We start from the raw sequence: 24280 nt of genomic DNA, 5'->3' as shown, positions 1-24280 counted from the left end.
TAGCTTTGCCGGCGGCGCTTGTCAACGCTTCCGGTGCCGTTGCGAGCCTCCGACGGCGATCATTTTCAACGGTCTGCCGCACGGTTCGGCCCGGTTAGCCGGGTCAGATGGCCCATCTTGCGGCCGGACCTTGCTTCGGGCTTGCCGTAGAGATGGAGGAGGGTACGCGGCTCGGCCAGATACGCGTCGACGCGTTTGACGTCGTCGCCGATGAGATTTTCCATCACGCAGTCGGAATGGCGCCCGGTGTCGCCCAGCGGCAGGCCGGCAACGGCCCGCACATGCTGCTCGAACTGCGAGACGACGCAGGCGGCCTCGGTCCAGTGGCCGGAATTGTGCACCCGCGGCGCGATCTCGTTGACCAGGATCGTGTCGTCGGCGCGCACGAAGAACTCGACGCCGATGACCCCGACATAGCCGAGCTTGTCCAGGATGCCGGCGGCCACGCTCCTGGCCGTGGCGCCGATTTCGGGCGTGATGCGGCCGGGCACGGTGGACGCGTGCAGGATGCCGAGCCGGTGGACGTTCTCGGCCGGATCGTAGGTGGCGATGCTGCCGTCGGTGCCGCGCGCCGCGATGATCGAGCATTCGTAGGCGAAGGGCACCTTCTTCTCGAGAATCGCCGGCACGCCGCCGAGGCTCTCGAAGACGTCGGCGTGGGGACCGCCCTTGCGGATCGAGGCCTGGCCCTTGCCGTCGTAGCCGAAGCGCCGGGTCTTGAGGATGCAGTCGCCGCCGAGCTCGATCAGAGCGTGGCCGAGTTCGGCGACGCCGTCGATGGCGCGCCATTCGGCGGTGGCCACGCCGATGCCGTTGAGAAAGGCCTTCTCGACGACGCGGTCCTGGGCGACCTCCAGCGCTTCGGCCGGCGGATAGAGCGGCACCCTGGTGACGGCGGCGCGGATCTGCTCGACCGGCACGTTCTCGAATTCGTAGGTGACGACGCTGGTGCGCGCGGCGAGGTCGCGCAGGGCGGCGACGTCGTCATAGGCCGCGACCAGCTGTTCGTTGGCGACCTGGGCCGCCGGGCAGGCGGGGTCGGGATCGAGCACGACGACCCGGTAGCCGAGCCGGGCGGCGGCCATGGCGAGCATCCGGCCGAGCTGGCCGCCGCCGACGATGCCGATCGCGGTGTCGGGCATGCGGAAGGCCGAGGCGCCGGGGATCGGCGGCGTCGCGCTCATGGGGCGTCCTTCGGCACGGCGGCGACCGAATCGGTCTGGGCCTGGCGCCAGGCGTCGAGGCGATCGGCCAGGGCGGCATCCGACAGAGCGAGCACGCTGGCGGCGAGCAGCGCGGCGTTGACCGCGCCGGCGCGGCCGATGGCGAGGGTGCCGACCGGCACGCCGGCCGGCATCTGGACGATCGACAGGAGGCTGTCCCTGCCGGACAGGGCGCGGCTTTCGACCGGCACGCCGAAGACCGGCAGCGGCGTCATGGCGGCGGTCATGCCGGGCAGATGGGCAGCGCCGCCGGCGCCGGCGATGACGACCTTGAAGCCGGCGGCGCGGGCGCCCCTGGCGAAGTCGTAGAGGCGCTCAGGCGTGCGGTGGGCCGACACGATGCGGGCGTCGTAGGCGATGCCCAGCGCGTCGAGCGTGTCGGCGGTGTTCTTCATCACCGACCAGTCGGACTGGCTGCCCATGATGATCGCGACGGGCGGTGCGGCGACGCTCATGCGCTGATGTCCGGAATGATCTGGTCTTCCAGATCCTGCAGGCGGTCCCGGATGGTCAGCTTCTTCTTCTTCATGCGCTGGATCTGCAGCCGGTCGCAGCCGACGGTCTCCATCGCGTTCACGGCAGCGTCGAAATCGGCATGTTCCTGCCGCAGCCGCGCCAACTGCAGCCGCAGGGCTGCCTGTTCCTGATCCGCCATTCCGTTCCTTTCAGGCACCGCAGACTGCAACCGAATCCGGGCTCGCATACTTGTCCGGACAGTCGCGACCCACGATTAGCAAATGGACCGATCGGACGATAGCGACCGCCTCTGGCCAATCGACAGTGAGACAGCTTTGTGACACCGTCGACGGGCTGCCGGACCCGGTCCGCATGGCGGGCCGGGCCTCACTCAGGAAGGGAGAAGCCATGTCCTTGGATACCCATCTCGCGACGCTGGAACAACGCCACTCGGCGCTTGACCACGAGATTTCAGCCGCAATGGCCACGAAGCCGGCGATGAGGGATTCGGAACTCCGGGAGATGAAGCGAAAGAAGCTCCAACTGAAAGACGAGATCGAGCGATTGCGCCAGCCGGCCAACTGATCTCAAACCTCCCAAGCATCTTCGCCCCGACGCCGGACACTGCGTCGGGGCGATTTTCGTTCGGGCACCGAATCGGCAATGCCGACAGCCTCACCCGACCGCCTTGCGCAGCACGTATTTCTGGATCTTGCCGGTCGAGGTCTTCGGGATCTCCTGGAACCGGATCTCGCGCGGACATTTGAAGCGCGCCAGCCGGGCGCGGCAATGGGCGATCAACTCGGCCTCGGTGACGCTGCGGCCGGGCTTGAGCTCGACGAAGGCCAGCGGCATCTCGCCCCATTTCTCGTCGGGTTTGGCGACCACCGCGGCCGTGGCGACATCCGGGTGCTGGTAGAGCGCGTCCTCGACTTCGATGGAGGAGATGTTCTCGCCGCCCGAGATGATGATGTCCTTGGCGCGGTCCTTCAGCTCGATATAGCCGTCCTCGTGCAGGACGCCGAGATCGCCGGAATGGAACCAGCCGCCGCGAAACGCCTCGGCGGAGGCCGCCGGGTTCTTCAGATAACCGCGCATGACGATGTTGCCGCGGAACATGACCTCGCCGATGGTCTCGCCGTCGGCCGGGGTCTTCTCCATGGTCTCGGGATGCATGACCGCCAGGTCCTCCAGCGCCGGATAGCGCACGCCCTGGCGCGCGGTCTGGGCGGCGCGGGCCGGGCCGTCGAGGGCGTTCCACTCCTCCTTCCACTCGTTGACCACGGCCGGGCCGTAGGTCTCGGTCAGGCCGTAGAGATGGGTGACCTCGAAGCCGGCCTCGCGCATGCCGGACAGGACCGCCTGGGGCGGCGGCGCGGCGGCCGTGTTGAAGGTGACGGTCTGGTCGAAGTCGCGCTTGTCCGCCGCGTCGGCGTTGATCAGCGTGGCCATCACCACCGGCGCGCCGCACAGATGGGTGACGCCATGGTCGGCGAGGGCGTCGAACATGGCTTTCGCACGCACCCAGCGCAGACACACATGGGTGCCCGCCTGCACCGCCAGCGTCCAGGGGAAGCACCAGCCGTTGCAGTGGAACATCGGCAGCGTCCACAGATAGACCGGATAGCGGCCCATGCCCGAGGCGATGACGTTGGCATAGCCCATCAGCGCGGCACCGCGATGGTGGTAGACCACGCCCTTGGGATTGCCGGTCGTGCCCGAGGTGTAGTTGAGCGAGATCGCGTCCCATTCGTCGTCCGGCATCAGCCACGCAAAGGACGGGTCGCCCTCGGCGACGAGCGCCTCGTATTCCAGGCTGCCGATGGCCGGGCCCTTGGCCACCGGGGCATCGTCGGGAAATTCCGGGTCGTCATAGTCGACGACGACGGGCGTGACCTTCGCCTTCTTAAGCGCCTCGGCCATGACGGCCGAAAATTCCCGGTCGACCAGCACCATCTTCGCCTCGGCATGATCGAGCTGGAAGGCGATGATGTCGGGGTCGAGGCGGGTGTTGATCGACAGGAGCACCGCGCCGGCCATGGGCACGCCGTGATGGGCCTCGAGCATGGCGGGCGTGTTGGAGAGCATCACCGCGACGGTCTCGCCGCGGCCGATGCCGCGCCGCGCGATGGCCGAGCCCAGCCGGCGCGAGCGCTCGTAGAACTGCGCATAGGTCCGGCGCAGGCGGCCGTGGATGATGGCGACCCGGTCCGGATGCACCAGCGCGGCCCGGGCCAGATGGCTGAGCGGCGTCAGCGGCTGGTAATTGGCCGCGTTGCGATCGAGATGCTCGTCGTAAATGCCCATGTGTCCTCCCGGCCTCCCCCGTTTTGCGGCTTTTTCATAGAGGATCGGGCGGCCGGCGTCACGGCGGATCGCGCGGGAAGCGGGCCGGCGCCGCTAGAAGAACAGCGCGCTGGCGCCGTCGACAACGAGCTTCAGCCCGACCGGCACCAGCACCATGTAGGCGATCCAGTAGAAGACCTTGGGGTCGATGCGGCGGACCAGCCAGACGCCGGCCAGGGTTGCCACCGGCGCCAGCGGCAGGAGCACCGCCGAGGTCGCCAGATTGTCGGCCGAGAACTGGCCCAGGAGGAAATAGGGGATCAGCTTGACGGCGTTGGTGGCGGCGAAGAACAGCACCGAGGTGCCGGCATAGACCGGCGGCGGCAGCCGCAGCGGCATGACATTGACCTGGAAGGGCGGGCCGCCGGCATGGCTGACGAAGCTGGTGAAGCCGGCGATGGCGCCCCAGATCAGGCTGCGAGGCCGGCTGCGTGGCCTCGGCTCCAGCCGGTGGCGCGAGCGCCAGAACCATTCCGCCGCGAACCAGATCGCCAGGAGACCGATGACCAGGCGGATGCCGTCGGCGGAGATCATCGTCGCCGTCAGATAACCGGCAAGGACGCCGCAGAAGGACGCCGGCAGCATCACCGCGATGACGCCCCGGTCGAAAGTGCCGCGCCAGGCGACAAGACCGACGATGTCCATCGCCACGAGGACGGGCAGCATGATCGCCGCGGCGGCCACCGGGGAAATGACGACCGCCATCAGCGGAACGCCGACCAGTGTCAGCGCGCCGCCGAAGCCGCCCTTGGCAAGGCCGACGAGCAGGACGGCGGGAACCGCGACGAGATAGAACAGCGGGTCGGTGATCACGCGATGGCCGAATTTCGATGGGTGGAGGCAAGGGCGTGCGGCAGGCTTAGAACCGTCAGCCTGCCATGGCAACTGCGGGTGCCGTGGCGGAATCCAGCGTCATGCGGCGCGGTACGCATGGGGGCGGCGCGCGGCAAGACGGCGGTTTCCCACCCGGCGAACGATTTGCTAAACCCTGTCGCGAAACGGCCGACGCGATACGCCGGCCCCCGACATGCAAGGTCAGCCTACCCGATGGACACCGAATATATCCGCCCCAGGCTCGTGCTCCTGACAACGCCGCTCGGCGACGCGGATGCCGTCAAGGCCATGGAGGCCGCGCTGGCCGGCGGCGACGTCGCCTCGGTCATCCTCGATGCGGCCGGGCGCGACGCCGCCTCCTTCCAGAACCTTGCGGCAGCACTGGTGCCGATCATCCAGGCAGCCGGCGCCGCCGCCATCATCGCCGAAGACACGCAATGCGCCGGCCGGGTCCAGGCCGACGGCATCCACCTGACCTCCGGCGATCCGGCCGAGCTGGGCGAGGCCATGGAGCGCTTCGCGCCCAAGCTGATCGTCGGCGCGTCGGGCTTCGAGACCCGCCACGACGCGCTGGAGGCCGGCGAGCTGAGGCCGGACTATCTGATGTTCGGGCGGTTCGGCGGCGACGCCGAGCCCGGTCCGCACCACAAGAGCGTTGCCATGGGCGAATGGTGGGCCGAGATCGTCGAGCTGCCCTGCATCGTCATGGGGGGCGGCGACGTCGAGACCGTCGTGGAGGCCGCGGCGACGCGGGCGGAGTTCATCGCCCTGTCGGCGGCCGTGTTCGGCGAGCCCGCGGCGGCTGGCGAGAAGGTGGCGCGGGCGAATGCGCTGATCGACGCCTGGTTCGAGAGCGCGGCCACATGAGGACGACGACGCGAGCGACCGGCGGGCGGCTGATGGCCATCGGCCTCGCTGTCCTGCTCGGCGGCACGGCCGGCGTCTCGCCGGTCCGGGCGCAGACGACGCCGACCGGGGACGCCGCGGCTACGGCGCCGGCGCCTGGCGACCCGCTGGTGGAGGGCTCGCAGGGCGAGGCCCTGCCGGTGCCCGCCGAGGTGGCGCCGGTGGCGCCCTCGGCGCAGGGCCAGCAGCCGTCCGCCAGCGATCTCGCTTATGGCGCCTATCAGCGGGGATTCTACCTGACGGCGCTGAAGCTGGCCGAGCCGATCGCCAATCTCGGCGACCCGGCGGCCCAGACGCTCTTGGGCGAGATCTATTCGCGGGCGCTCGGCGTGCCGCAGGACCTGGAGAAGGCGGCCCACTGGTACGAGGCGGCGGCCAGGTCCGGCAGCGCCGAAGGCCAGTTTCGTTTCGCGATGATGCTGCTCGACGGCAAGGTGGTGCCCTCCGACATCGCCAAGGCGCGCGACCTGATGGCGGCGGCGGCCGAGCAGGACCTGCCCATGGCCCAGTACAATTACGCCCAGATGATCGTCCAGGCCTCGCCCTCGGGCGGTTTCGAGGAAGCCTTCGGCTATTACCAGAAGGCGGCCAATGCGGGCGTCGCCGACGCGCAATACGCCATGTCGCAGCTCTACGAATACGGCCGGGGCGTGCAGGCGGACACCGCCATGGCGCGCAAATGGCTGCGGGCGGCGGCGAGCAACGGCCTGGGCGCGGCGCAAGTCGAGTTCGGCATCTGGCTGATCAACGGCAAGGGCGGCCCGGCGCAGCTGGAAGACGGCTTCCGCTTCCTGAAGCGGGCGGCCGACCGGGGCAATCCGATCGCCATCAACCGCGTCGCGCATCTGTACAAGGATGGCGTCGGCACCGAGCCGGACCGGCTGGAGGCGGCCAAATGGGCGGTGCTGGCCAAACGGGTGGAGAATTCCGACCCGACCCTCGACGACTTCTTCCGCGGGCTCGACCCGCAGACCCAGAAGTCGGCGCTGGAAGCGGCGAACCGGTTCCGTTCCGGCTGAACGGGGCGGGCGAAACCCGCCACGAGGCTTGAATGGCGGGGTAAACTATGGTCTTGAGCCCCGACCCGCAGAGATCGTCAGACGAAGGCATGGACCCCGGCACCGGCCGGCCGCCGCCTTCCGGCGAGCGAGCCTGCCGATCAACAACGCCGCCGCAGCCGTGCGACCCGACCGTCGCCGGCGCGAGAACCCTTCGAGAGCATCGATGAAGATCAACGGAAACGAAATTCGCCCCGGCAACGTCATCGAGCACAATGGCGGCCTGTGGGCGGCCGTGAAGACGGCGCATGTGAAGCCCGGCAAGGGCGGCGCCTTCGCCCAGGTCGAGCTGAAGAACCTGATCGACGGCACCAAGCTGAACGAGCGCTTCCGCGCCTCCGAGACCGTCGAGCGCGTCCGCCTGGAGCAGAACGACTACCAGTTCCTCTACGCCGAGGGCGAGATGCTGGTGTTCATGGACACCGAGACCTACGAGCAGCTGGAACTGCAGAAGGACTTCGTCGGCGACCGCGCGGCCTTCCTGCAGGACGGCATGATGGTCACGGTGGAAAGCCACGAGGACAAGCCGATCGGCATCAAGCTGCCCGACCAGGTGGTGCTGACCATCGTGGAGGCCGACCCGGTGGTGAAGGGCCAGACGGCGACGTCGTCCTACAAGCCGGCGGTGATGGAGAACGGCATGCGCGTGATGGTGCCGCCCTTCATCGAAAGCGGCGAGAAGATCCTCGTCGACACCAACGAGATCACCTATCTGCGCCGCGCCGACTGAGGCCGCGCAGACATTTTTCAGCGTCGGCCGCCATCCGGGCGGCCCGCTCCCCTTCGACGAAAGCAGACGATGGCCCGATCCGCGCTTCTCCACGTGATGACGCAGGCCGCCATGAAGGCCGGCCGTTCCCTGATCCGCGACTTCGGCGAGGTGCAGAACCTGCAGGTCTCCATGAAGGGGCCGGCGGATTTCGTGTCCAATGCCGACCGCCGGGCCGAGGAGATCGTGCATCAGGAACTGTCGCGGGCGCGCCCCGACTGGGGTTTCCTGATGGAGGAGCGCGGCGTCGTCGAGGGCAACGACCCGCAGCATCGCTGGATCGTCGATCCGCTGGACGGCACCACCAACTTCCTGCACGGCATTCCGCAATTCGCCATCTCGATCGGCCTCGAGCGGGACGGCCAGATCGTCGCCGGCGTGGTGTTCAACCCGGCGATGGACGAACTCTACACGGCGGAAAAGGGCGGCGGCGCCTTCGTCAACGACCGCCGGCTGCGGGTCGCGGCCCGCAAGACGCTGCCCGAGGCGCTGTTCGGCACGGGCACGCCGTTTCTCGGCCATGGCGACCATGCCGGCTATCTGTACGAGCTGCGCCAGATCATGGGCGAGACCTCCGGCGTCCGGCGCATGGGCGCGGCGTCGCTGGACATGGCCTATGTGGCGGCGGGCCGGCTCGACGGATTCTGGGAGCGCAAGCTGCAGCCCTGGGACGTGGCGGCCGGCGCGATCCTGGTGCGCGAGGCGGGCGGCTTCATCACCGGCATGAACGGGGCCAAGTTCGACCATGAAATCGGCGACGTGGTCTGCGGCAACGAATTCATGCACAAGGCGCTGGGCGAGCAGATCGCCCTGGCCGAACGCAAGCGCACGGCCGCCCAGAGCGGCTGAAACAACGCAGGCACCGGTGCCGGTTAACGCTAAAGGCAGGGGATGGCTGGCCGAGCGTCAAGACGGGCGTTTAAAAGAGCCGCATTATTCCTTACCTTGCCTCATGGTTCGACCGAACGGGGCAGGCATCGGGGTCCGCGCCGCGTGTTCGAACCGGCAGAGTTGATTGGAACGCGATGCAGGTCCTCAGATCGTCTACGGAAAACTCCGGACGGCCGGATGATTTCGACCCGAACCGGCTGTCGAGCCCCATGGTCTTCCTGTGGTCAATGCTGGTGTTCCTGGCGCTTGCCAGCTTCGTGGCAGCCATTCTCGGCCGGCAGATTTCCACCGCCTTCACCACCAATCCCGGGCTCAACGGGCTGATCATCGGCGTCCTCGCCGTCGGCATCCTGCTGGCTTTCCTGCAGGTGCTGCGGCTGTCGCGCGAGGTCCGCTGGGTCAACGCGTTCCGCGAGGGCTCGTCGGATTTCGAGCGGATGAGCGATCCGGTGCTGTTGGCGCCAATGCGCGGGCTGATCGGCCGCCGGCGCTCGATCTCGCTGTCCACCCATTCGATGCGCTCGATCCTCGATTCAATCGCCACGCGCCTCGACGAGACCCGCGACATCGCACGCTACCTGATCGGCCTGTTGGTGTTCCTCGGCCTGCTCGGCACCTTCTGGGGTCTGTTGCGCACCATCGGCTCGATCGGCGCGACCATCCAGGGGCTCGACCCGGCCGCCGGCGACACCGCCAGCGTGCTGGACGCGCTGAAGGCGGGCCTGGCCGCGCCGCTGTCGGGCATGGGCACTGCGTTCTCCTCGTCGCTGTTCGGCCTGTCCGGCTCGCTGGTCCTGGGCTTTCTCGACCTGCAGGTCGGCCGGGCGCAGAACCGCTTCTACACCGAGCTGGAGAACTGGCTGTCCTCGGTGACCGACGTCGGCTCCGACATGGTGCTGCCGCCGGCGGCGGCAGGAAGCGGCGGACAGGCGGCCAGCGGCTCCGAGCAGCTGCGGCGATTGTCCGAGCAGATCGACAAGATCGCCAAGGACCAGACCACGACGCCGCGCACCAGCGCCGCCATGGCCAACCTGGCCGAGAGCATCCAGGGCCTCGTCACCCACATGCGCAGCGAACAGCAGATGCTGCGCGACTTCGTGGAGACGCAGGCGGGCGAACAGCGTGAATTGCGGCAGGTGCTGGACCGGCTTGCCGGCAGCATCAACGACCGCAAGGAGCGCTAGCCATGGCGCTGTCGCGCAACCGCAGGAGCGAGCGCTCGGTCGATTACTGGCCGGGCTTCGTCGATGCGTTGTCGACGCTGCTCCTGGCGATCATGTTCCTGCTCTCGGTGTTCGTGCTGGCGCAGTTCCTGCTGAGCCGGGAGATCACCGGCAAGGACGAGGTGCTCGACCGGCTGAACAGCCAGATCAACGAGCTGACGCAGCTGCTGGCGCTGGAACGCTCCACCACCCAGGACAACGAGGACCAAATCGCCAATCTGCGCGCCTCGCTCGCCGCCATCGAGGACGAGCGTTCGCGGCTGCAGCAGGCGCTGGAATCGGGCTCGGGCTCGGCCGCTGCCGCCTCGGCGCAGGTCGAGGGGCTGCAGACCGCGCTGACCGAGCAGCAGGAGTTGTCCCAGCGGGCGCGCTCGCAGGTGGAACTGTTGAACCAGCAGCTGGCGGCCCTGCGCCAGCAGATCGGCGCGCTGGAGCGGGCGCTCGAGGTCTCCGAGAGCCGGGACGAGGAGAGCCAGACCAAAATCGCCGATCTCGGCCGCCGGCTGAACGTGGCGCTGGCCCAGCGGGTGCAGGAATTGTCGCGCTACCGCTCGGACTTCTTCGGCCGGCTGCGCGAGATCCTGTCCGACCGCGAGAACATCCGCATCGTCGGCGATCGCTTCGTCTTCCAGTCGGAGGTGCTGTTTCCGTCGGGCTCCGACGTCCTGCAGGAGGCCGGCGCCGAGGAGATGGCGACGCTGGCCGAGGCCATCGTCGCCCTCAATCGCGAGATCCCCTCGGACATCAACTGGATCATCCGCGTGGACGGCCACACCGACAACGTGCCGATTTCGGGCGGACGGTTCGCGGACAACTGGGAACTATCGACCGACCGCGCCGGCGCGGTGGTGAAGTATCTGATCAGCCAGGGTGTTCCGCCGGACCGGCTGGCGGCGACGGGCTTCGGCGAATACCAGCCGATCGACCCCGGCAGCACGCCCGAGGCCCGGGCCCGCAACCGCCGCATCGAGTTCAAGCTGACCGAGCGCTGAGCCGGCTGGCCGCTCCCGCGACGTGGCGCTGATCGCGCGGCCGGGCCATTACACCCCCTCGCAAGACTGACCTTCCGGCAAACGGCATGCCAGCATCCTTCCCGAGGGGAAGGGCACCCCCTCTGAAAGATGATCGCGCAAAGCGCGACAGGGGAGGAAACATGCACAGAATCCTGACGAGCACGGTCGCCGTGCTCGCAATCATGGCTGCGACGCCGGCATCGGCGCAGTCCGACGACAACATGACGAAGCTGCAGGGCATGCAGTCGACCGGCACGTCGATGGACTTCGAGACCGTCGAACAGACCGGCGAATATGCCGAACAACTGCGCCGGAACCTGGAGGCCATCGAACTGCCGGACGGGTTCGAGATCTCGCTCTTCGCGGTGGTGCCGGACGCCCGGCACATCGCCGTCGGGCCCCAGGGCGTGGCGACCTTCGTGGGCACGCGCAAGCAGAATGTCTGGGCGATCACCGACCGGGACCGCAACCGCGTCGCCGACGAGGTGAAGCAGTTCGCGCCGTCGATCGACTTCACCATCCCCAACGGCGTCTGCTTCTCCGATGACGGCTTCCTGTTCATCGCCGAGCAGAACCGGGTGCTGGTGCTGCCGGCCGCCGAGTTCTTCTACGAGAGCCCGGACGTGGCCGTCGGGGTCGTGGTCGACCAGGGCGAGCTGATCCCCGAATCGGAGGAATCCTTCAACCACACCGCCCGGGTCTGCCGGATCGGACCGGACAACAAGCTCTACATCTCGCTGGGCCAACCCTACAACGTGCCGCCCGAGGACAAGCTCGACCTCTACAATCGCGAGGGCATCGGCGGCATCGTGCGGATGGAGCGGGACGGCAGCGGCCGCGAGGTCTACGCCACCGGCGTGCGCAACTCGGTGGGCATGGACTTCAACCCGGCCAATGGCGAATTGTGGTTCACCGACAACCAGGTCGACGGCATGGGGGACGACATTCCGCCGGGCGAGCTGAACCGGGCGACCGGGCCGGGCCAGAATTTCGGCTTCCCCTGGTATGGCGGCGGCACGGTGCGGACCAACGAGTACAAGAGCGCCGAGATTCCCGCCGACGTGGTGATGCCGCAGGTCGAGATGGACGCCCATGCCGCCGATCTCGGCATGACCTTCTACGAGGGTGACAGCTTCCCGCGGAAATATCGCGGCGGCATCTTCTCGGCCCAGCACGGCTCCTGGAACCGGACCGACCCGATCGGCGCGCGGGTGATGTTCACCTCGCTCAACGAGGACGGCACGGCCAAGGACACGGAGGTCTTCGCCTCGGGCTGGCTGTCGGACAGCGGCGAATATATCGGCCGGCCGGTGGACGTGGCGACGCTGAAGGACGGCTCGCTGCTGGTGTCGGACGATCTGGCCGGCGCACTCTACCGGATCGCCTATACCAAATAGGCCCCGCGCCATGGACAGGGCCGCGCCGGACGACCGGCGCGGCCCGCTGTTTCTCGAGACGGATGAAACCGATGACTTTGATCCTGCCGCGCGGCCTCGCCGCGGCGCTGATGGTTCTCGCACCGCACACCGCCATGGCCGCCGACCTGGCGGCCGGCAAGGCCAAGGCGGCCGTGTGCGCCACCTGCCACGGGCTCGACGGCGTGGCGACCGCGCCCGACGCCCCCAACATCGCCGGCGACAGCGCCTTCTATCTGGCCGCGCAGCTGAAGGCGTACCGCTCCGGTGCACGCCAGCACCCGCAGATGTCGATCATCGCGCAGGGCCTCGACGATGCAGACATCGCCGATCTGGCCGCCTGGTATGCGGCGATCACGGTGACCGCGACCATGCCCGACGTGCAATAGGCGGGCGGCGGGACGCCGCCGGCTATTCGGCGGCGCCGAGCAGGGTGTCGGTGCGGCCGGCCTCGAACTGCAGGCGGGCGAGACGCGCATAGATGCCGTCTCTGGCGATCAGCGAGGCGTGGGTGCCTTCCTCGACGATGCGGCCGCCATCGAGGACGAGGATGCGGTCGGCCTTCAGCACCGTGGCGAGGCGATGGGCGATGACGAGCGTCGTGCGCCCCTCCATCAGCTTTTCCAGCGCGCGCTGGACGAGGATCTCGCTCTCGGCGTCGAGCGCCGAGGTGGCCTCGTCGAGGAGCAGGATCGGGGCGTCGCGCAGGATCGCCCGGGCAATCGCCACGCGCTGGCGCTGGCCGCCCGACAGGGTGATGCCGCGCTCGCCGATGACCGTGTCGTAGCCGTCCTGCATGGCTTCGATGAAGCCTTCGGCCAGGGCCGAGCGGGCCGCCGAGACGACCTGTGCCCGCGAGGCATGGGGATCGCCGAAGCCGATGTTCTCGGCCGCCGTCGCGGCGAAGATGGTGACATCCTGGGGCACCAGCGCGATGCGGCCGCGCAGGTCGTCGAGATCGGCCGCGCGCACGTCGACCCCGTCGACGAGGACGCGCCCGGCATCGGCATCGTAGAAGCGCTCGATCAGCGAGAAGATCGTCGACTTGCCGGCGCCGGACGGGCCGACGATGGCGACGGTCTCGCCGCTCTTCACCCGGAAGGACAGTTCGTGGACCGTGGAGACGTCCGGCCGGGTGGGATAGGCGAAGCTGACACGGTCGAAGACGACCTCGCCAAGGGCCGGACGGGGCAGGGCGACCGGAGTTTCGGGCGAGCGGATCGCCGGTTCCTCGCCGAGCAACTCCGACAGGCGCTCGGCGGCGCCGGCCGCCTGGGCGATCTCGCCCCAGACTTCCGAGAGCTGGCCGACAGCGCCCGCGGCGAAGACGGCGTAGAGAAGGAACTGGCCGAGCGTGCCGCCGCTCATGGTGCCCTCGGTGACCTGCTGGGCGCCGATCCATAGGACGGCGATGATCGAGCCAAAGATCAGGAAGATGGCGAAGGCGGTCAGGAAGGCGCGGGCGCTGACCGAGGCGCGGGCGGCGCCGAAGGCGCGGTCGACGGCGTCGGCGAAGCGGTTGCTCGTCACGGTCTCGCTGGTGAAGGCCTGGACGGTGCGCACGGCGCCGATGGCCTCGCTGGCATAGGCGGTGGCGTCGGCCAGGGTGTCCTGGGCGTAGCGCGAGCGGCGGCGCACGGAGCGGCCGAAGGCGACCAGCGGCACGATGATCACCGGGATCGCCGCGATGACGATCAGCGACAGGCCCGGACTGGTGATGACCATCATCGTGACGGCGCCGATGAACAGGATGGCGTTGCGAAGCGCCAGCGAGGCCGTGGCGCCGACCACCGACTTGATCTGGGTGGTGTCGGCGGTCAGCCGCGAGACGATCTCGCCGGTGAGCGCCTTGTCGTAGAAGCCGGGCGACAGGCGGGTGACCCGCGAGAAGACGTCCTTGCGCAGATCGGCGACGACGCGCTCGCCGAGGGTGATGACGAAATAGTAGCGGCCGGCGCTGGCGACGGCGAGAATCGCGGCCAGCACCACCAGCATGGCGAAATAGGTGTCGATGAAGGCGGTGCTGGGGGCGTCGAAGCCCTTGTCGATCAGCCGGCGCACGGCCAGCGGCAGCGACAGCGTGGTGAGGGCTGCCAGCGAGAGGAAGACAATCGCGCCGGCAACCTTGCCCTTGTAGCGCTTGAGATAGGGAACCAGGCGGGCGAGGGGCTTGAGGTCGCGGCGCTTGCGTTCGGCTTCGCGCTCGCCGGCTGTCATGTGGCGCAAGCCCGCCTCCAGTCATTCTGTCATTCATGGACCGCCGCGGGACCGCGGCGGCGGGTAGGCCCCCCGGCACTTGTGCCGGCAGGTGCCCTCATGTATAGGCTCGTCCTCGAATTTGAAAGCGATCGCGCTTTCCAACTCCGCGACATCGAGACCTGCAGGCGGCCCTGTCCGCAGCTGTGTCGATTTGGCGGAGATCCGGCCAGACCCAAGGATCGAAGGCGATGAAAGACAAAATCCATCCCGACTACCACACGATCACCATCGTGATGACCAACGGCACCGAGTACCAGACCCGCTCCACCTGGGGTTCGGAAGGTGACAAGATGAATCTCGACATCGACCCGACCAGCCATCCGGCCTGGACCGGCGGCAACCAGCAGCTGCTGGACCGCGGTGGTCGCGTCTCGCGCTTCAAGAAGCGGTACGAAGGCCTCGGCATGTAATTGCCGACGCCTGTCCTCAATTGAAAAGCCCGGCCGTCGTGTCGGGCTTTTTGTTGTCTGCACTCGGGAAGTCGGGCGGAAACCTGGTGCGGCTGCGACGCCCGTCGCAGCCGCCGTCGGGGCGTCAGGACCCCGGAGGCGCCTTGTGGAAGAACAGGTCGTAGCCGGCCAGGAGCACCGTCGCCAGAATGACGATGCCAAGATCCGGCAAGGGCACATGGATCATCAGGATCAGCAGGAAGGCCAGCAGGACGGCATAGCCCACGATCGACAGCGTTCGTTCGAGTGTCACGCTATGAACTCCCGTTGGTCAGTTGCGATTCGAGCCAGTGCGCGGTGCGCAGCAGGCGCCCGTCCTCGCCGCGCCGGCCGACGAGCTGGATGCCCATGGGATGGCCGTTCGGCGTCTCCAGCAGCGGCAGCGTCACGCAGGGCACTCCGAGAAACGTCCACAGACAGTTGAACACGTTCTCTCCGTCCGTGGCCATGCCCGGGCGGGCCGGGCCGATGGCGGCGGGGGTGAGGATGGCGTCGCAGCGCGACAGGACCGCCTCCAGCCCCGCATATAGCACCGAGCGCCAGTCGAGGGCAGCCAGATAGTCGCGGGCCAGGATGGCGTCGCCCGTCTCCAGCTGGGCTGCGAGCCCCGGGGACAGGGAATCCGGGTAGCGTTGCCGCGTGCCGAGGAGGTTCTTGGCGGTTTCGGCCAGCCGCACCCGCTCGGCGTGGATGATGCTCTCGGCGAAAATGTCCGGCAGGTCGGCGTCGAAGCAGCGCTCGCCGAGTTCGGTCGCGACCTCGCCGATGCCTTCCTGGGTCAGCGGGTCGGCCCGGTCCCACCAGGGCGTGCGGACGATGGCGAGCGTCGGAACGACGGGCGGCTTCATGCCCGCCTGATCGAGCAGCTGCGGATGCGGTGCCGGCATGGTGGTCGAATCGGCCAGATCGTTGCCGAAGAGGGTCTGGGCGAGGAGCGCGACGCCGGAAATGCCGCGGGCGCAGACGCCCGGCGCATCGAGGCTGGGCGCCAGATCGCGGACGCCGCGGCGCGGTATGGAGCCGAAGGTCGGCGTGTAGCCGGTGACGCCGCTGGCGGCGGCCGAGCGGATCAGCGCGCCGTCGCCGGCCATGCCGACCGCCAGCGGAACGACGCCCCGCGCCACGCCGCTCGCGCAGCCGTCGATGCCGGTGTCCGGCGTCTCGGCCTCACCGTCGTCCGACGCTGCGCCATAGGCGCCGATGCCGAGCTCGCGGATCGCGGTCTTGCCGGCGAAGAGGGCGCCGGCCGAACGCAGCCGCTCGGCAATGGCCGAATCCTCCTCCGGCGTGCGCCCGGCAAAGGGCGCAAAGCCGGCCTCGGTGGGCACGCGCGCGACATCGATCATGTCGTCGATGGCGACCGGCAGGCCGTGCAACGGACCGATGGAGCGCAGGCGCCCGCGCAAGGTGTCGAGATGGGGGCCCTGGCGCAGGACGTAGCCCGCGTCGAACCATGCGAAGGCCGCGGCGGCCGCCGCATCGCCCTCGACCCGCGCGACCATCGCCTGGGCGACCTCCGCCGCGCGTGCCGCGCCTCCTGCCACCCGCTCGCGCAGGTCGAGCGGCGGCAGGTCGATCAGCGAACCCTTAGCGGCCATAGAAGACGCCGGGCAGGTAATAGACCGCTTCCGGGATGTTGTAGACGACGGCCATCGCCAGGAACACCATCAGGAGGAACGGCAAAACGCCCTTGAAGATGTCCGTCAGCTTCACGTCGGGCGGTGCGATGCCCTTCAGATAATAGGCCGACATGGCCATGGGCGGCGTCAGGAACGAGGTCTGCAGGTTCAGGGCGACGAGGATGCCGAAGAACAGCGGATCGATGCCGAACATTTCCAGGAGCGGCAGGAAGATCGGCACGAAGATGATGATGATCTCGGACCATTCCAGCGGCCAGCCGAGCAGGAAGATGATGAGCTGGGCAAGCAGCAGGAACTGCAGCGGCGTCAGATCGAGGCCGCGGACGAACTCGGAGATCACCTGCTCGCCGCCGAGATAGGAGAAGACCGACGAGAAGATGTAGGAGCCGACGAAGAGCCAGCAGACCATCGCGGTCGTGCGGACCGTCAGATAGACGGATTCGCGCAGCCGCTGGAAGGTCAGGGCCCGGTAGCCGACCGCCAGGAGGATGCCGCCGAGGGCGCCGATGGCGGCCGCCTCGGTGGGCGTGGCGAGGCCGAACAGGATCGAGCCGAGCACGGCCAGGATCAGGAAGGCCAGCGGCAGGAACGACGTCAGGATCATGAAGGTCAGCCGCACGAACGGCACGTCCGGCACTTCGTCCTTCGTCGGGCGCGGGGCGGCGCTGGGCTGCAGGATCGAGCGGCCGACGATGTAGAGGAGGTAGAGGCCGACCAGGATCAGGCCCGGCAGCAGCGCGCCGGCATAGAGGCGCACGATGGAGACGCCGGAGGCCGCCGCGTAGACGATCAGCATGATCGAGGGCGGGATCAGGATGCCGAGGGTACCGCCGGCGCAGATGATGCCCGAGGCGAAGGACTTGTCGTAGCGCGCGTTGAGCATCGCCGGCAGGGCGAGCAGGCCCATCAGCGTGACCACGGCGCCGACGATGCCGGTCGCGGTGGCGAAGAGGGCGCAGGTGATCAGCGCCGCCACGCCCATCGAGCCCGGCATGTTCTTGGAGGCGATGTTGAGGGTGGTGAACAGGCGGTCGACGATGTTGGCGCGCTCGACGATGTAGCCCATGAACAGGAACAGCGGCACGGCTGTCAGCACCTCGTTCGCCATCACCGTATAGGTCTGGTTGATGAAGAGGTCGAAGACGGTGTTGCTGAAGAAGCCGTCTATCCAGAGGGTGAAGCTATCCCAGCTCGAGGCCAGCTCGTCGAGCCGGTTGTAGCTGCGCCACATGCGGGCGGAATCGAAATAGGCGTAGTAGCCGAAGCCGATGCCCATCGCCATGAGGGTGAAGGCGATCGGAAAGCCGAGAAAGACGAGGAAGATGAACAGCCCCAGCATGAACAGGGCGATTTGCGGGTCACTCATGGATGGGCATCTCTCTCGGCCGCGGTCGCCTTGTTGAGGATCGTGTCCTCGGTTTCCTGCACGTCTTCCTCGGGCCGGATCCACTCACCGCCACGGATGCACTGGATGCAGCGGAACATCTCGGCGATGCCCTGGATGAACAGGAGGATGCCGGCGGCGACGATGACGGTCTTGAACTGGTAGATCGGGATGCCGGCGGGGCTGTTGACGCTGACCTCGCCGTATTGCCAGGAGCGGGCCGCGTATTTCCAGCCGGCCAGGATCAGGGCCGTGACGCCGGGAAAGAAGAAGAAGATGTAGAGGACGAGGTCGACCGTGGCCTGGGTGCGGGGTTTCCACATCCGGTACAGGAAATCGCCCCGCACATGGCCGCCGCGCGAGAGCGTGTAGGCGCCGCCCATCATGAAGAGCGTGCCGTACATGATGAAGGAGACGTCGAGAGCCCAGGCGGTGGGGGCGCCCAAGACGTAGCGCACGAAGACTTCGTAGCTGGTCCCGAACGTCATGAGCAGAATCAGCCAGGCGAAGGCCTTGCCGAAGGCTGCCGACAGGGCGTCGGCAAAGCGGATGAATGCGATCATGGACTCCCGATCCTCATGCGGAAACGTCCGGCGGCGTCAGCCGCCGGACATCGCGTTCTACTGCGCCGCCAGCGTCAGCTGGGCAGCTTGCCCGGGAAGAAGAAGTTGTAGGCCATGCGATAGTCCGGCGAGTTGAGGAGCTCGTAATACGAGACCCGCTCGACCCATTCGCGCTGGCTGTCGAGGATCTTCTTGAAGAAGGTGTCCTCCTCCAGCCCGACGATCAGCTGCTTCCAGGCCTCCAGCTGGGCTTCCAGGATTTCCGGCGGCGTCTGGTGCACGGTGACGCCATCGACATCCTGCAGCTGCTGCAGGTCCTTGGAATATTCGTTCAGCGCCAGCGCGGTGTTGGCCGTGGAGGCCGCCTCGACGCTGTATTCCATGATGGCCCGCAGATCGTCGTCGAGGTCGTCCATGAAGTCCTTGTTGAACAGGAACTCGAAGGCCTCGGACGCCTGGTGGTACGAGCCGAGATAGTAGTTCTTGGCCACGTCCTGCGCACCGAAGCGACGGTCCGAGGAGGGGTTATTGAACTCGAAGGCGTCGATGACGCCGCGCTCCATGGCCGGGACGATTTCGCCGCCGGGGAGCTGGGCGACGCTCATGCCCATGGACTGCATCAGGTCGGCTGCCAGGCCCACCGTGCGGTACTTGAAGCCGTCGATGTCGGCGACGGTGTTCACCTCGTTCTTGAACCAGCCGAAGGGCTGGGCCGGCATCGGAAATCCGAGCATGCCGATTACGTTGAGGCCCATGACGTCCTGGGTCAGCTCCTTGTAGAGCTCGTTGCCGCCGCCCTGGTAGAACCACGACAGCATCGTCGTCGGATTGCCGCCGAAGACCGGGCCGGTGCCGAACAGCGAGGCGGCCTTGTTCTTGCCGTACCAGTAGGCGGAGACCGAATGGGCGGCGTCGATGACGCCGTCATTGACCGCATCCATCACCTGGAAGGCGGCGACGACGGCGCCGGCCGGCAGGAGATCGATCTTGATGCGTCCGCCGGACATGGTCTCGACGCGCTCGACATACTGGCGGGCGAAATCCATCCAGATGTCCGAGGCGGGCCAGGACGTCTGCATCTTCACGACGACCGGCGACTGGGCCAGCACGGCCGGCGCGGCGAGAGTGCCGGCAGCCGCTCCCGCAGCAACGACGCCGCCTCTCAGGAACTTGCGGCGAGAAACGCCTTCATTCGACTTGGACAGGCTCTCAACGTTGTTATTGCGGCGCAGCATAAGCTATTCCTCCCTTATGAATTCACACGAACTGAACTGTTGCCTCCCAGCGGGTGCAAGATTGCCGATTCAGAACGGCACGTCAATCAATGGTGGAAGCGGTCGGCGCGTACGAACGCAAAAGCGCGTGCGGCCGGGTCGCGGCAAGGCGGCTTCGCGGGCGGAACGGCGCGTTGCGGTTCGGTATGCGGAAAAGGCCGCAGCCGCGGGTTTCCGGGGCTTTGGAAGCCCTGGCTGCCCACACCCCGAGCGTGCTGTCGGTCGCTTCTGGCCGGGAAGAAGCGCCGGGGTCGGAACCGGATCGTGCCGGTCCGGTGGTGCGCAGGCACGGCGATTGCCGAAAGAGATTGCCGTGCGACTATAGTCTTAGTGGGGAGCGGTGCAGAAAGACTGCGCCGCTCCCGATACGCTCAGGCGTGATACTTAGATGTCGTCCGTCCAGGCGGGTTTCGTGCGGTCTGCCGGACGATCAGTGCCCTAGAATTCGAGGCAGATCTTGCCGAAATGGGCGCCCGATTCCTCGTGGCGGAAGGCGTCGGCGATGTCCTCGAGGGCGAAGCTGCGGTCGATCACCGGCTTCAGCCCGATGGCGTCGATGGCCCGGACCATGTCCATCTGGTGCCGGCGGCTGCCGACGATGAGACCCTGCAGACGCTGGTGTTTCGCCATCATGGCGGCGGTCGGCACCTCGCCGGAGCGCCCGGTGAGAACGCCGATCAGCGCGAGGTGGCCGCCGATGCGGCAGGCGGTGATCGACTGCGGCAATGTGCCCGGACCGCCGACCTCGATGACATGATCGACGCCGCGGCCACCGGTCTTTTCGAGGACGGTCTTTCCCCATTCCTGGTCGCGCTTGTAGTTGATCGTGTGGTCGGCGCCCATGTCGCGCAGGCGCTCGAGCTTCTCGTCCGAGGAGGAGGTGGCGATGACCCGCGCGCCCATCAGCCGGGCGAACTGCAGGGCGAAGATCGACACGCCGCCCGTGCCCAGCACCAGAACCGTGTCGCCGGCCTTGATGCCGCCATCGACGACGAGGGCGCGCCAGGCGGTGAGGCCGGCGGTGGTCAGCGTCGCGGCTTCGGCGTGGTTGTATCCCTTAGGTGCGTGGGTGAACCAGGTGGCGGGGCGCACGATTTCCTCGCGCGCATAGCCGTCGACGCCGTCGCCCGGCGTGGTCTTGAAGTCGGCGACCGGCGGTTCGCCATCGAGCCACAACGGGAAGAAGCCGGAGACGACATTGTCGCCCGGCCGGAACTCCGTGACGCCCTCGCCGACGGCCTCGACGGTGCCGGCGCCGTCGGACATGGGAATGCGGCCGTCCTCGGTGGGCATGCGGCCGCTGACGACGCCGTAATCGTGGTAATTGAGGGAGCTGGCGCGGATCCGCACGCGGATTTCGCCGGGGCCGGGGGCGCCCGGCCCGTCGCGCTCGACGAGTTGCAACTGGTCGAGGCCGCCGGGTTTTTTGAGCTGGATCATGCGCATCGCATCATCTCCTGGTTCGCATCATCTGTGGGGAGGCGAACGCGGAGAGGGATGCAGGGTTTCCGCGTCGCAGCGAACACACCGTCGCCGACGCCGGGAAGGCCGGCGCGCTGGGTGCCTCGCGTGAAACGGGTACGGCGGTCAGCCGTGGAAGGCGGTCTTCAGCAGATCGATCTGTTCGCCGACGGGATTGCGCGCGGCAGCTTCCGGCTCGCCGGCACTGTCGCCGTAGATCTCGCGGTCGAGCATGGCGATGCGGCGTTCCAGCTTGAGGGCCCGGTCGACGAGGTCGCGGAAGGCTTCGGGCAGTTCGCCGTAATTCGGCGAATCCTTGGCGCTGCCGAGGCCTTCGAGGCGGACCTTGACCTTCTCGGCCTCGACCTGGGCGCGCGACATGTCGCCCTGATTGGCAGCGCGCTGGAGCAGGAGCCAGGAGGCGACCTGCATCAGCCGGGTGGTGAGGCGCATCGATTCGGCGGCATACAGCGTCGTGCCGCCCTTGGAGAGTGTCTTCGCCTCGGTCCGGCCGGCGCCGTCGAGATAGATCGCGGTCTCGTCGACCAGCGCCATGCCCTGGTTGAACAGCGGCTGGAAGGAGCGCGAGAAGGCCAGATGCTCGGCGAGCCGGATGGTGCGGTCGTCGTCCGGGGTACCGTTTGCTTGCATCGTCATCGGCCCAGATTCACTCCCCATCGCGAACACCATGTCCTGCTACCAGAATCGACCGGACCGCGAACTGGCGCGGCCGGCGAAGGAGAACAGGGTGCGTCCGATGCCCGGCCTTTGCAAGCGAGGGCGGCGGACAAGGTTAATTGCCGTTAAGCAATCGCGCCGGGGCCGGGAGGGTTCCCTCGGCCGGACGAAAAAGGCGATGGGCTGCAACAATGGGAGCCGGCCGCAGACGAAAGGGACGCCGGGCAAAAAAAGGGGCCGCGATGAGCGGCCCTTCAGGAGTTTCAACAGGGAGGCGTCAAACGGGGCGGAGGCCGCTCCGTCTATCCATCAATCGGGCATTCCTTCAATCTGGACTGACTTCAGTTAAACCCCGGAAAGCTTACCCAAGCCTTAACGGGAGGTCGCAATCGTAGGAATCTCTCTACGTTCGTGACGACGGCAACAAGGAAGAGTGCGCAGACAATGGCAATCCCTGAGAACATGCAGGCCGGCCTGCTCGACGGTTTCGGCGGTCCCGAGGTCCTGAAGCCCGGCACGAAGCCGGTGCCGAAGCCGGCGGCCGGAGAGGTGCTGGTCGCCGTGGCCGCGGCCGGCGTGAACCGTCCGGACGTGATGCAGCGACAGGGGATGTATCCGGCACCGGCCGACGCGCCGGACTGGCCGGGCCTCGAAATCGCCGGAACCGTCGTGGGGCTGGGCGAGGGGGCGCAACGCTTCGCCGGCGGCGACCGGGTGATGGCGCTGGTACCGGGCGGTGGCTACGCCGAATATGCCTGCGTGGCGGAGAGCAACGCGATCCCCGTGCCGCAGTCGCTGTCCATGGTGGAGGCGGCGGGCGTGCCGGAGACGTTCTTCACCGTCTGGCACAATGTCTTCCAACGGGGCGGCCTGGCGGCGGGGGAAAGTTTCCTCGTCCATGGCGGCACGTCGGGCATCGGCACGACGGCCATCCAGCTTGCCAGGCATTTCGGCGCGCGGGTGTTCGCGACGGCGGGGAGCGACGACAAGTGCCGAGCGGCCGAACAGCTGGGCGCCGAGGCCTGCATCAACTACCGCACGCAGGATTTCGTCGAGGTGCTGGGGCAGGCGACCGGCGGCAAGGGGATCGACGTGATCCTCGACATGGTCGGCGGCGAATATACGCCGCGCAACCTGCAGCTGGCCGCCGAGGACGGGCGCATCGTGCAGATCGCCTTCCTGAAGGGGCCGAAGACGCAGATCGACCTGACGCCGCTGATGCGCAAGCGGCTGACCTTCACCGGCTCGACCCTGCGCAACCGGCCGGTGGCCTTCAAGGCGGTGATCGCCTTGGAACTGAGCGAACAGGTGGTGCCGCTGCTGGCGGCGGGCACAGTGAAACCGCTGATCGACACGGTGTATCCGCTGGAGCGGGCGGCGGACGCGCACCGCCACATGGACGAGGACCACATCGGCAAGATCATCCTGACGACGCGGCATCTGGAAGGGTGAGGCCGGCGGCGGGCACCGCCCGGCGCGGTCCGAACGACCGCGCGGTGGCCCCGCTTCGGGCCGCCGCACGGGAAGTCGGGCGATTTCCTTGCACCGATATGGCTAACGGCCTATAAGGCGCCGGAATTCCCGTACATGTGGTGAGTATCCACGGTCGGCCCTTCCGGGGCAGGCACTTAGGAGGATTGTATCGTGGCACAGCAATTATTGATGCCAAAGGCGACCGCCGTCTGGCTGGTCGACAACACGTCCCTGTCCTTCGAACAGATCGCGGATTTCTGCACGCTGCACCATCTCGAGGTGAAGGCGATCGCCGACGGCGAATCGGCGCAGGGGATCAAGGGTCTCGACCCGATCATGACCGGCCAGCTGTCGCGCGAGGAAATCGAGGCGGCGGAGAAGGACCCGAACCGCAAGCTCAAGCTGGCCGCGCCGAAGGTGCGGGTGCCCGAGGCCAAGCGCAAGGCGCCGCGCTACACGCCGGTGTCCAAGCGCCAGGATCGCCCGAACGCGATCCTCTGGCTGGTGCGCAACCATCCGGAGCTGAAGGATTCGCAGATCTCGAACCTGGTCGGCACGACCAAGAACACGATCCAGCAGATCCGCGACCGCAGCCACTGGAACTCGGCCAATCTGCAGCCGATGGACCCGGTGACGCTGGGCCTGTGCACCCAGATCAATCTCGACCTGGAAGTCGAGAAGGCGTCGCGCGGCATCATCCGTCCCGAAGAGATCGCCGAGGAGGAGCGCCTGCTGTCGGCGTCCCAGACCCAGAACTGGGGCCGACCGCGCGAAGAGCGCGAGGAAGGCGAACTCGACGCCGCGGCAGTGTTCGCCAAGCTGTCCTCGATGCAGAACACCCAGTCCGACGAGGACGACGACAACAACCAGAAGTGAACGCGTTCGCGGGCCGGAGACGGCTTACGGATCAGGCGGCGTCGGAGCGATCCGGCGCCGCTTTCGTTTGCGGGGTTCGTCGGCGCAGC

25 protein-coding genes are annotated in these 24280 nt (G+C 67.7%); 12 read left to right on the top strand and 13 right to left on the bottom strand.

Annotated features, from left to right (window positions below; genetic code table 11):
* Positions 1 to 65: 65 nt before the first annotated feature.
* Genes VQ042_RS07570 through VQ042_RS07560 form a run of 3 tightly spaced genes read right to left on the bottom strand, consistent with a single transcriptional unit; the run spans position 66 to position 1878 of the window.
* The gene (locus VQ042_RS07570; protein ID WP_331817162.1) at positions 66 to 1184 is read right to left on the bottom strand and encodes a 5-(carboxyamino)imidazole ribonucleotide synthase; all 1119 of its coding nucleotides are present in this window, start codon (positions 1182 to 1184) and stop codon (positions 66 to 68) included.
* Positions 1181 to 1678: a 5-(carboxyamino)imidazole ribonucleotide mutase gene (gene purE, locus VQ042_RS07565; RefSeq protein WP_331817160.1), complete on the bottom strand. Its 498-nt coding sequence runs from the start codon at positions 1676 to 1678 to the stop codon at positions 1181 to 1183. The genes VQ042_RS07570 and purE overlap by 4 nt, the downstream gene beginning before the upstream one ends.
* Complete coding sequence (locus VQ042_RS07560) at positions 1675 to 1878, bottom strand: YdcH family protein (protein ID WP_331817158.1); 204 nt, start codon at positions 1876 to 1878, stop codon at positions 1675 to 1677. The genes purE and VQ042_RS07560 overlap by 4 nt, the downstream gene beginning before the upstream one ends.
* Positions 1879 to 2087: 209 nt before the next feature.
* Here VQ042_RS07560 and VQ042_RS07555 point away from each other — a divergent pair, with 209 nt between their 5' ends.
* Entirely contained in the window at positions 2088 to 2264 is a 177-nt protein-coding gene (locus tag VQ042_RS07555; RefSeq protein WP_331817156.1) for a YdcH family protein, read from the top strand.
* A gap of 90 nt (positions 2265 to 2354) precedes the next feature.
* Here the strand turns inward: VQ042_RS07555 and VQ042_RS07550 are convergent, their stop codons facing one another.
* Positions 2355 to 3986 (bottom strand): acyl-CoA synthetase, encoded by a 1632-nt coding sequence (locus VQ042_RS07550; protein ID WP_331817154.1) that lies wholly within the window; start codon positions 3984 to 3986, stop codon positions 2355 to 2357.
* A gap of 93 nt (positions 3987 to 4079) precedes the next feature.
* The gene (locus VQ042_RS07545) at positions 4080 to 4838 is read right to left on the bottom strand and encodes a sulfite exporter TauE/SafE family protein (protein WP_331817152.1); all 759 of its coding nucleotides are present in this window, start codon (positions 4836 to 4838) and stop codon (positions 4080 to 4082) included.
* Between the two features lie 234 nt (positions 4839 to 5072).
* On the opposite strand from VQ042_RS07545, the gene VQ042_RS07540 reads away from it, so the two are divergent.
* From VQ042_RS07540 to VQ042_RS07505, 8 genes are all read left to right on the top strand, one after another.
* Positions 5073 to 5726, top strand: coding sequence for a thiamine phosphate synthase (locus tag VQ042_RS07540; RefSeq protein WP_331817150.1), 654 nt, complete (start codon positions 5073 to 5075; stop codon positions 5724 to 5726).
* Positions 5723 to 6784, top strand: coding sequence for a tetratricopeptide repeat protein (locus VQ042_RS07535; RefSeq protein WP_331817148.1), 1062 nt, complete (start codon positions 5723 to 5725; stop codon positions 6782 to 6784). The genes VQ042_RS07540 and VQ042_RS07535 overlap by 4 nt, the downstream gene beginning before the upstream one ends.
* A gap of 205 nt (positions 6785 to 6989) precedes the next feature.
* Positions 6990 to 7553, top strand: a complete 564-nt coding sequence (efp, locus tag VQ042_RS07530; RefSeq protein WP_331817146.1) for an elongation factor P — start codon at positions 6990 to 6992, stop codon at positions 7551 to 7553.
* A gap of 69 nt (positions 7554 to 7622) precedes the next feature.
* A complete protein-coding gene (locus tag VQ042_RS07525; RefSeq protein WP_331817144.1) occupies positions 7623 to 8441 on the top strand; it encodes an inositol monophosphatase family protein in 819 nt (272 codons plus the stop codon).
* Between the two features lie 176 nt (positions 8442 to 8617).
* Entirely contained in the window at positions 8618 to 9667 is a 1050-nt protein-coding gene (locus VQ042_RS07520) for a flagellar motor protein MotA (RefSeq protein WP_331817142.1), read from the top strand.
* A gap of 2 nt (positions 9668 to 9669) precedes the next feature.
* Positions 9670 to 10698, top strand: coding sequence for a peptidoglycan -binding protein (locus VQ042_RS07515; RefSeq protein WP_331817141.1), 1029 nt, complete (start codon positions 9670 to 9672; stop codon positions 10696 to 10698).
* Between the two features lie 161 nt (positions 10699 to 10859).
* Positions 10860 to 12116 (top strand): PQQ-dependent sugar dehydrogenase, encoded by a 1257-nt coding sequence (locus VQ042_RS07510; RefSeq protein WP_331817140.1) that lies wholly within the window; start codon positions 10860 to 10862, stop codon positions 12114 to 12116.
* A gap of 71 nt (positions 12117 to 12187) precedes the next feature.
* Entirely contained in the window at positions 12188 to 12523 is a 336-nt protein-coding gene (locus tag VQ042_RS07505; protein ID WP_331817138.1) for a c-type cytochrome, read from the top strand.
* Between the two features lie 22 nt (positions 12524 to 12545).
* On the opposite strand, the gene VQ042_RS07500 is transcribed toward VQ042_RS07505, so the two are convergent.
* Positions 12546 to 14351 (bottom strand): ABC transporter transmembrane domain-containing protein, encoded by a 1806-nt coding sequence (locus VQ042_RS07500; protein WP_331817187.1) that lies wholly within the window; start codon positions 14349 to 14351, stop codon positions 12546 to 12548.
* Positions 14352 to 14581: 230 nt separating this feature from the next.
* Between VQ042_RS07500 and rpmE the strand changes: the two genes are divergently transcribed.
* Complete coding sequence (rpmE, locus tag VQ042_RS07495) at positions 14582 to 14803, top strand: 50S ribosomal protein L31 (RefSeq protein WP_331817136.1); 222 nt, start codon at positions 14582 to 14584, stop codon at positions 14801 to 14803.
* A 124-nt stretch (positions 14804 to 14927) separates the two neighbouring features.
* On the opposite strand, the gene VQ042_RS07490 is transcribed toward rpmE, so the two are convergent.
* The 7 genes from VQ042_RS07490 to rcdA form a co-directional block, all read right to left on the bottom strand.
* Positions 14928 to 15095, bottom strand: a complete 168-nt coding sequence (locus VQ042_RS07490; protein WP_331817134.1) for a hypothetical protein — start codon at positions 15093 to 15095, stop codon at positions 14928 to 14930.
* Between the two features lies 1 nt (position 15096).
* Positions 15097 to 16440 carry an amidase gene (locus VQ042_RS07485; protein ID WP_331817132.1) on the bottom strand — a complete coding sequence of 448 codons (1344 nt, stop codon included), beginning with the start codon at positions 16438 to 16440 and terminating at the stop codon, positions 15097 to 15099.
* Complete coding sequence (locus VQ042_RS07480) at positions 16430 to 17848, bottom strand: TRAP transporter large permease (RefSeq protein ID WP_331817130.1); 1419 nt, start codon at positions 17846 to 17848, stop codon at positions 16430 to 16432. Before VQ042_RS07480 ends, VQ042_RS07485 begins: the two co-directional genes overlap by 11 nt.
* Positions 17845 to 18429, bottom strand: coding sequence for a TRAP transporter small permease subunit (locus VQ042_RS07475; RefSeq protein WP_331817128.1), 585 nt, complete (start codon positions 18427 to 18429; stop codon positions 17845 to 17847). The genes VQ042_RS07480 and VQ042_RS07475 overlap by 4 nt, the downstream gene beginning before the upstream one ends.
* A gap of 74 nt (positions 18430 to 18503) precedes the next feature.
* The gene (locus VQ042_RS07470; RefSeq protein WP_331817126.1) at positions 18504 to 19664 is read right to left on the bottom strand and encodes a TRAP transporter substrate-binding protein; all 1161 of its coding nucleotides are present in this window, start codon (positions 19662 to 19664) and stop codon (positions 18504 to 18506) included.
* Positions 19665 to 20141: 477 nt separating this feature from the next.
* Positions 20142 to 21149 (bottom strand): zinc-dependent alcohol dehydrogenase family protein, encoded by a 1008-nt coding sequence (locus tag VQ042_RS07465; protein ID WP_331817124.1) that lies wholly within the window; start codon positions 21147 to 21149, stop codon positions 20142 to 20144.
* Between the two features lie 141 nt (positions 21150 to 21290).
* Positions 21291 to 21821, bottom strand: a complete 531-nt coding sequence (gene rcdA, locus VQ042_RS07460) for a protease adaptor protein RcdA (protein ID WP_331817122.1) — start codon at positions 21819 to 21821, stop codon at positions 21291 to 21293.
* 465 nt (positions 21822 to 22286) lie between these two features.
* Here rcdA and VQ042_RS07455 point away from each other — a divergent pair, with 465 nt between their 5' ends.
* Complete coding sequence (locus VQ042_RS07455; RefSeq protein WP_331817120.1) at positions 22287 to 23294, top strand: NAD(P)H-quinone oxidoreductase; 1008 nt, start codon at positions 22287 to 22289, stop codon at positions 23292 to 23294.
* 192 nt (positions 23295 to 23486) lie between these two features.
* Positions 23487 to 24191, top strand: a complete 705-nt coding sequence (locus VQ042_RS07450) for a DUF1013 domain-containing protein (protein ID WP_331817118.1) — start codon at positions 23487 to 23489, stop codon at positions 24189 to 24191.
* The last annotated feature ends 89 nt before the right edge of the window (positions 24192 to 24280 follow it).

Origin of the sequence: Aurantimonas sp. A2-1-M11 (assembly GCF_036549475.1) — a bacterium.
Lineage (GTDB): Bacteria > Pseudomonadota > Alphaproteobacteria > Rhizobiales > Rhizobiaceae > Aurantimonas.
Note: the sequence above shows the minus strand (reverse complement) of the source record. Positions and strands in the feature narration are given on the sequence as shown.

Bases quoted from the DNA above. Each gene is read 5' to 3' on its own strand.
- VQ042_RS07570 (WP_331817162.1), bottom strand. From the start codon at position 1,184: ATGAGCGCGACGCCGCCGATCCCCGGCGCCTCGGCCTTCCGCATGCCC.
- purE (WP_331817160.1), bottom strand. From the start codon at position 1,678: ATGAGCGTCGCCGCACCGCCCGTCGCGATCATCATGGGCAGCCAGTCC.
- VQ042_RS07560 (WP_331817158.1), bottom strand. From the start codon at position 1,878: ATGGCGGATCAGGAACAGGCAGCCCTGCGGCTGCAGTTGGCGCGGCTG.
- VQ042_RS07555 (WP_331817156.1), top strand. From the start codon at position 2,088: ATGTCCTTGGATACCCATCTCGCGACGCTGGAACAACGCCACTCGGCG.
- VQ042_RS07550 (WP_331817154.1), bottom strand. From the start codon at position 3,986: ATGGGCATTTACGACGAGCATCTCGATCGCAACGCGGCCAATTACCAG.
- VQ042_RS07540 (WP_331817150.1), top strand. From the start codon at position 5,073: ATGGACACCGAATATATCCGCCCCAGGCTCGTGCTCCTGACAACGCCG.
- VQ042_RS07535 (WP_331817148.1), top strand. From the start codon at position 5,723: ATGAGGACGACGACGCGAGCGACCGGCGGGCGGCTGATGGCCATCGGC.
- efp (WP_331817146.1), top strand. From the start codon at position 6,990: ATGAAGATCAACGGAAACGAAATTCGCCCCGGCAACGTCATCGAGCAC.
- VQ042_RS07525 (WP_331817144.1), top strand. From the start codon at position 7,623: ATGGCCCGATCCGCGCTTCTCCACGTGATGACGCAGGCCGCCATGAAG.
- VQ042_RS07520 (WP_331817142.1), top strand. From the start codon at position 8,618: ATGCAGGTCCTCAGATCGTCTACGGAAAACTCCGGACGGCCGGATGAT.
- VQ042_RS07515 (WP_331817141.1), top strand. From the start codon at position 9,670: ATGGCGCTGTCGCGCAACCGCAGGAGCGAGCGCTCGGTCGATTACTGG.
- VQ042_RS07510 (WP_331817140.1), top strand. From the start codon at position 10,860: ATGCACAGAATCCTGACGAGCACGGTCGCCGTGCTCGCAATCATGGCT.
- VQ042_RS07505 (WP_331817138.1), top strand. From the start codon at position 12,188: ATGACTTTGATCCTGCCGCGCGGCCTCGCCGCGGCGCTGATGGTTCTC.
- VQ042_RS07500 (WP_331817187.1), bottom strand. From the start codon at position 14,351: ATGACAGCCGGCGAGCGCGAAGCCGAACGCAAGCGCCGCGACCTCAAG.
- rpmE (WP_331817136.1), top strand. From the start codon at position 14,582: ATGAAAGACAAAATCCATCCCGACTACCACACGATCACCATCGTGATG.
- VQ042_RS07485 (WP_331817132.1), bottom strand. From the start codon at position 16,440: ATGGCCGCTAAGGGTTCGCTGATCGACCTGCCGCCGCTCGACCTGCGC.
- VQ042_RS07480 (WP_331817130.1), bottom strand. From the start codon at position 17,848: ATGAGTGACCCGCAAATCGCCCTGTTCATGCTGGGGCTGTTCATCTTC.
- VQ042_RS07475 (WP_331817128.1), bottom strand. From the start codon at position 18,429: ATGATCGCATTCATCCGCTTTGCCGACGCCCTGTCGGCAGCCTTCGGC.
- VQ042_RS07470 (WP_331817126.1), bottom strand. From the start codon at position 19,664: ATGCTGCGCCGCAATAACAACGTTGAGAGCCTGTCCAAGTCGAATGAA.
- VQ042_RS07465 (WP_331817124.1), bottom strand. From the start codon at position 21,149: ATGCGCATGATCCAGCTCAAAAAACCCGGCGGCCTCGACCAGTTGCAA.
- rcdA (WP_331817122.1), bottom strand. From the start codon at position 21,821: ATGACGATGCAAGCAAACGGTACCCCGGACGACGACCGCACCATCCGG.
- VQ042_RS07455 (WP_331817120.1), top strand. From the start codon at position 22,287: ATGGCAATCCCTGAGAACATGCAGGCCGGCCTGCTCGACGGTTTCGGC.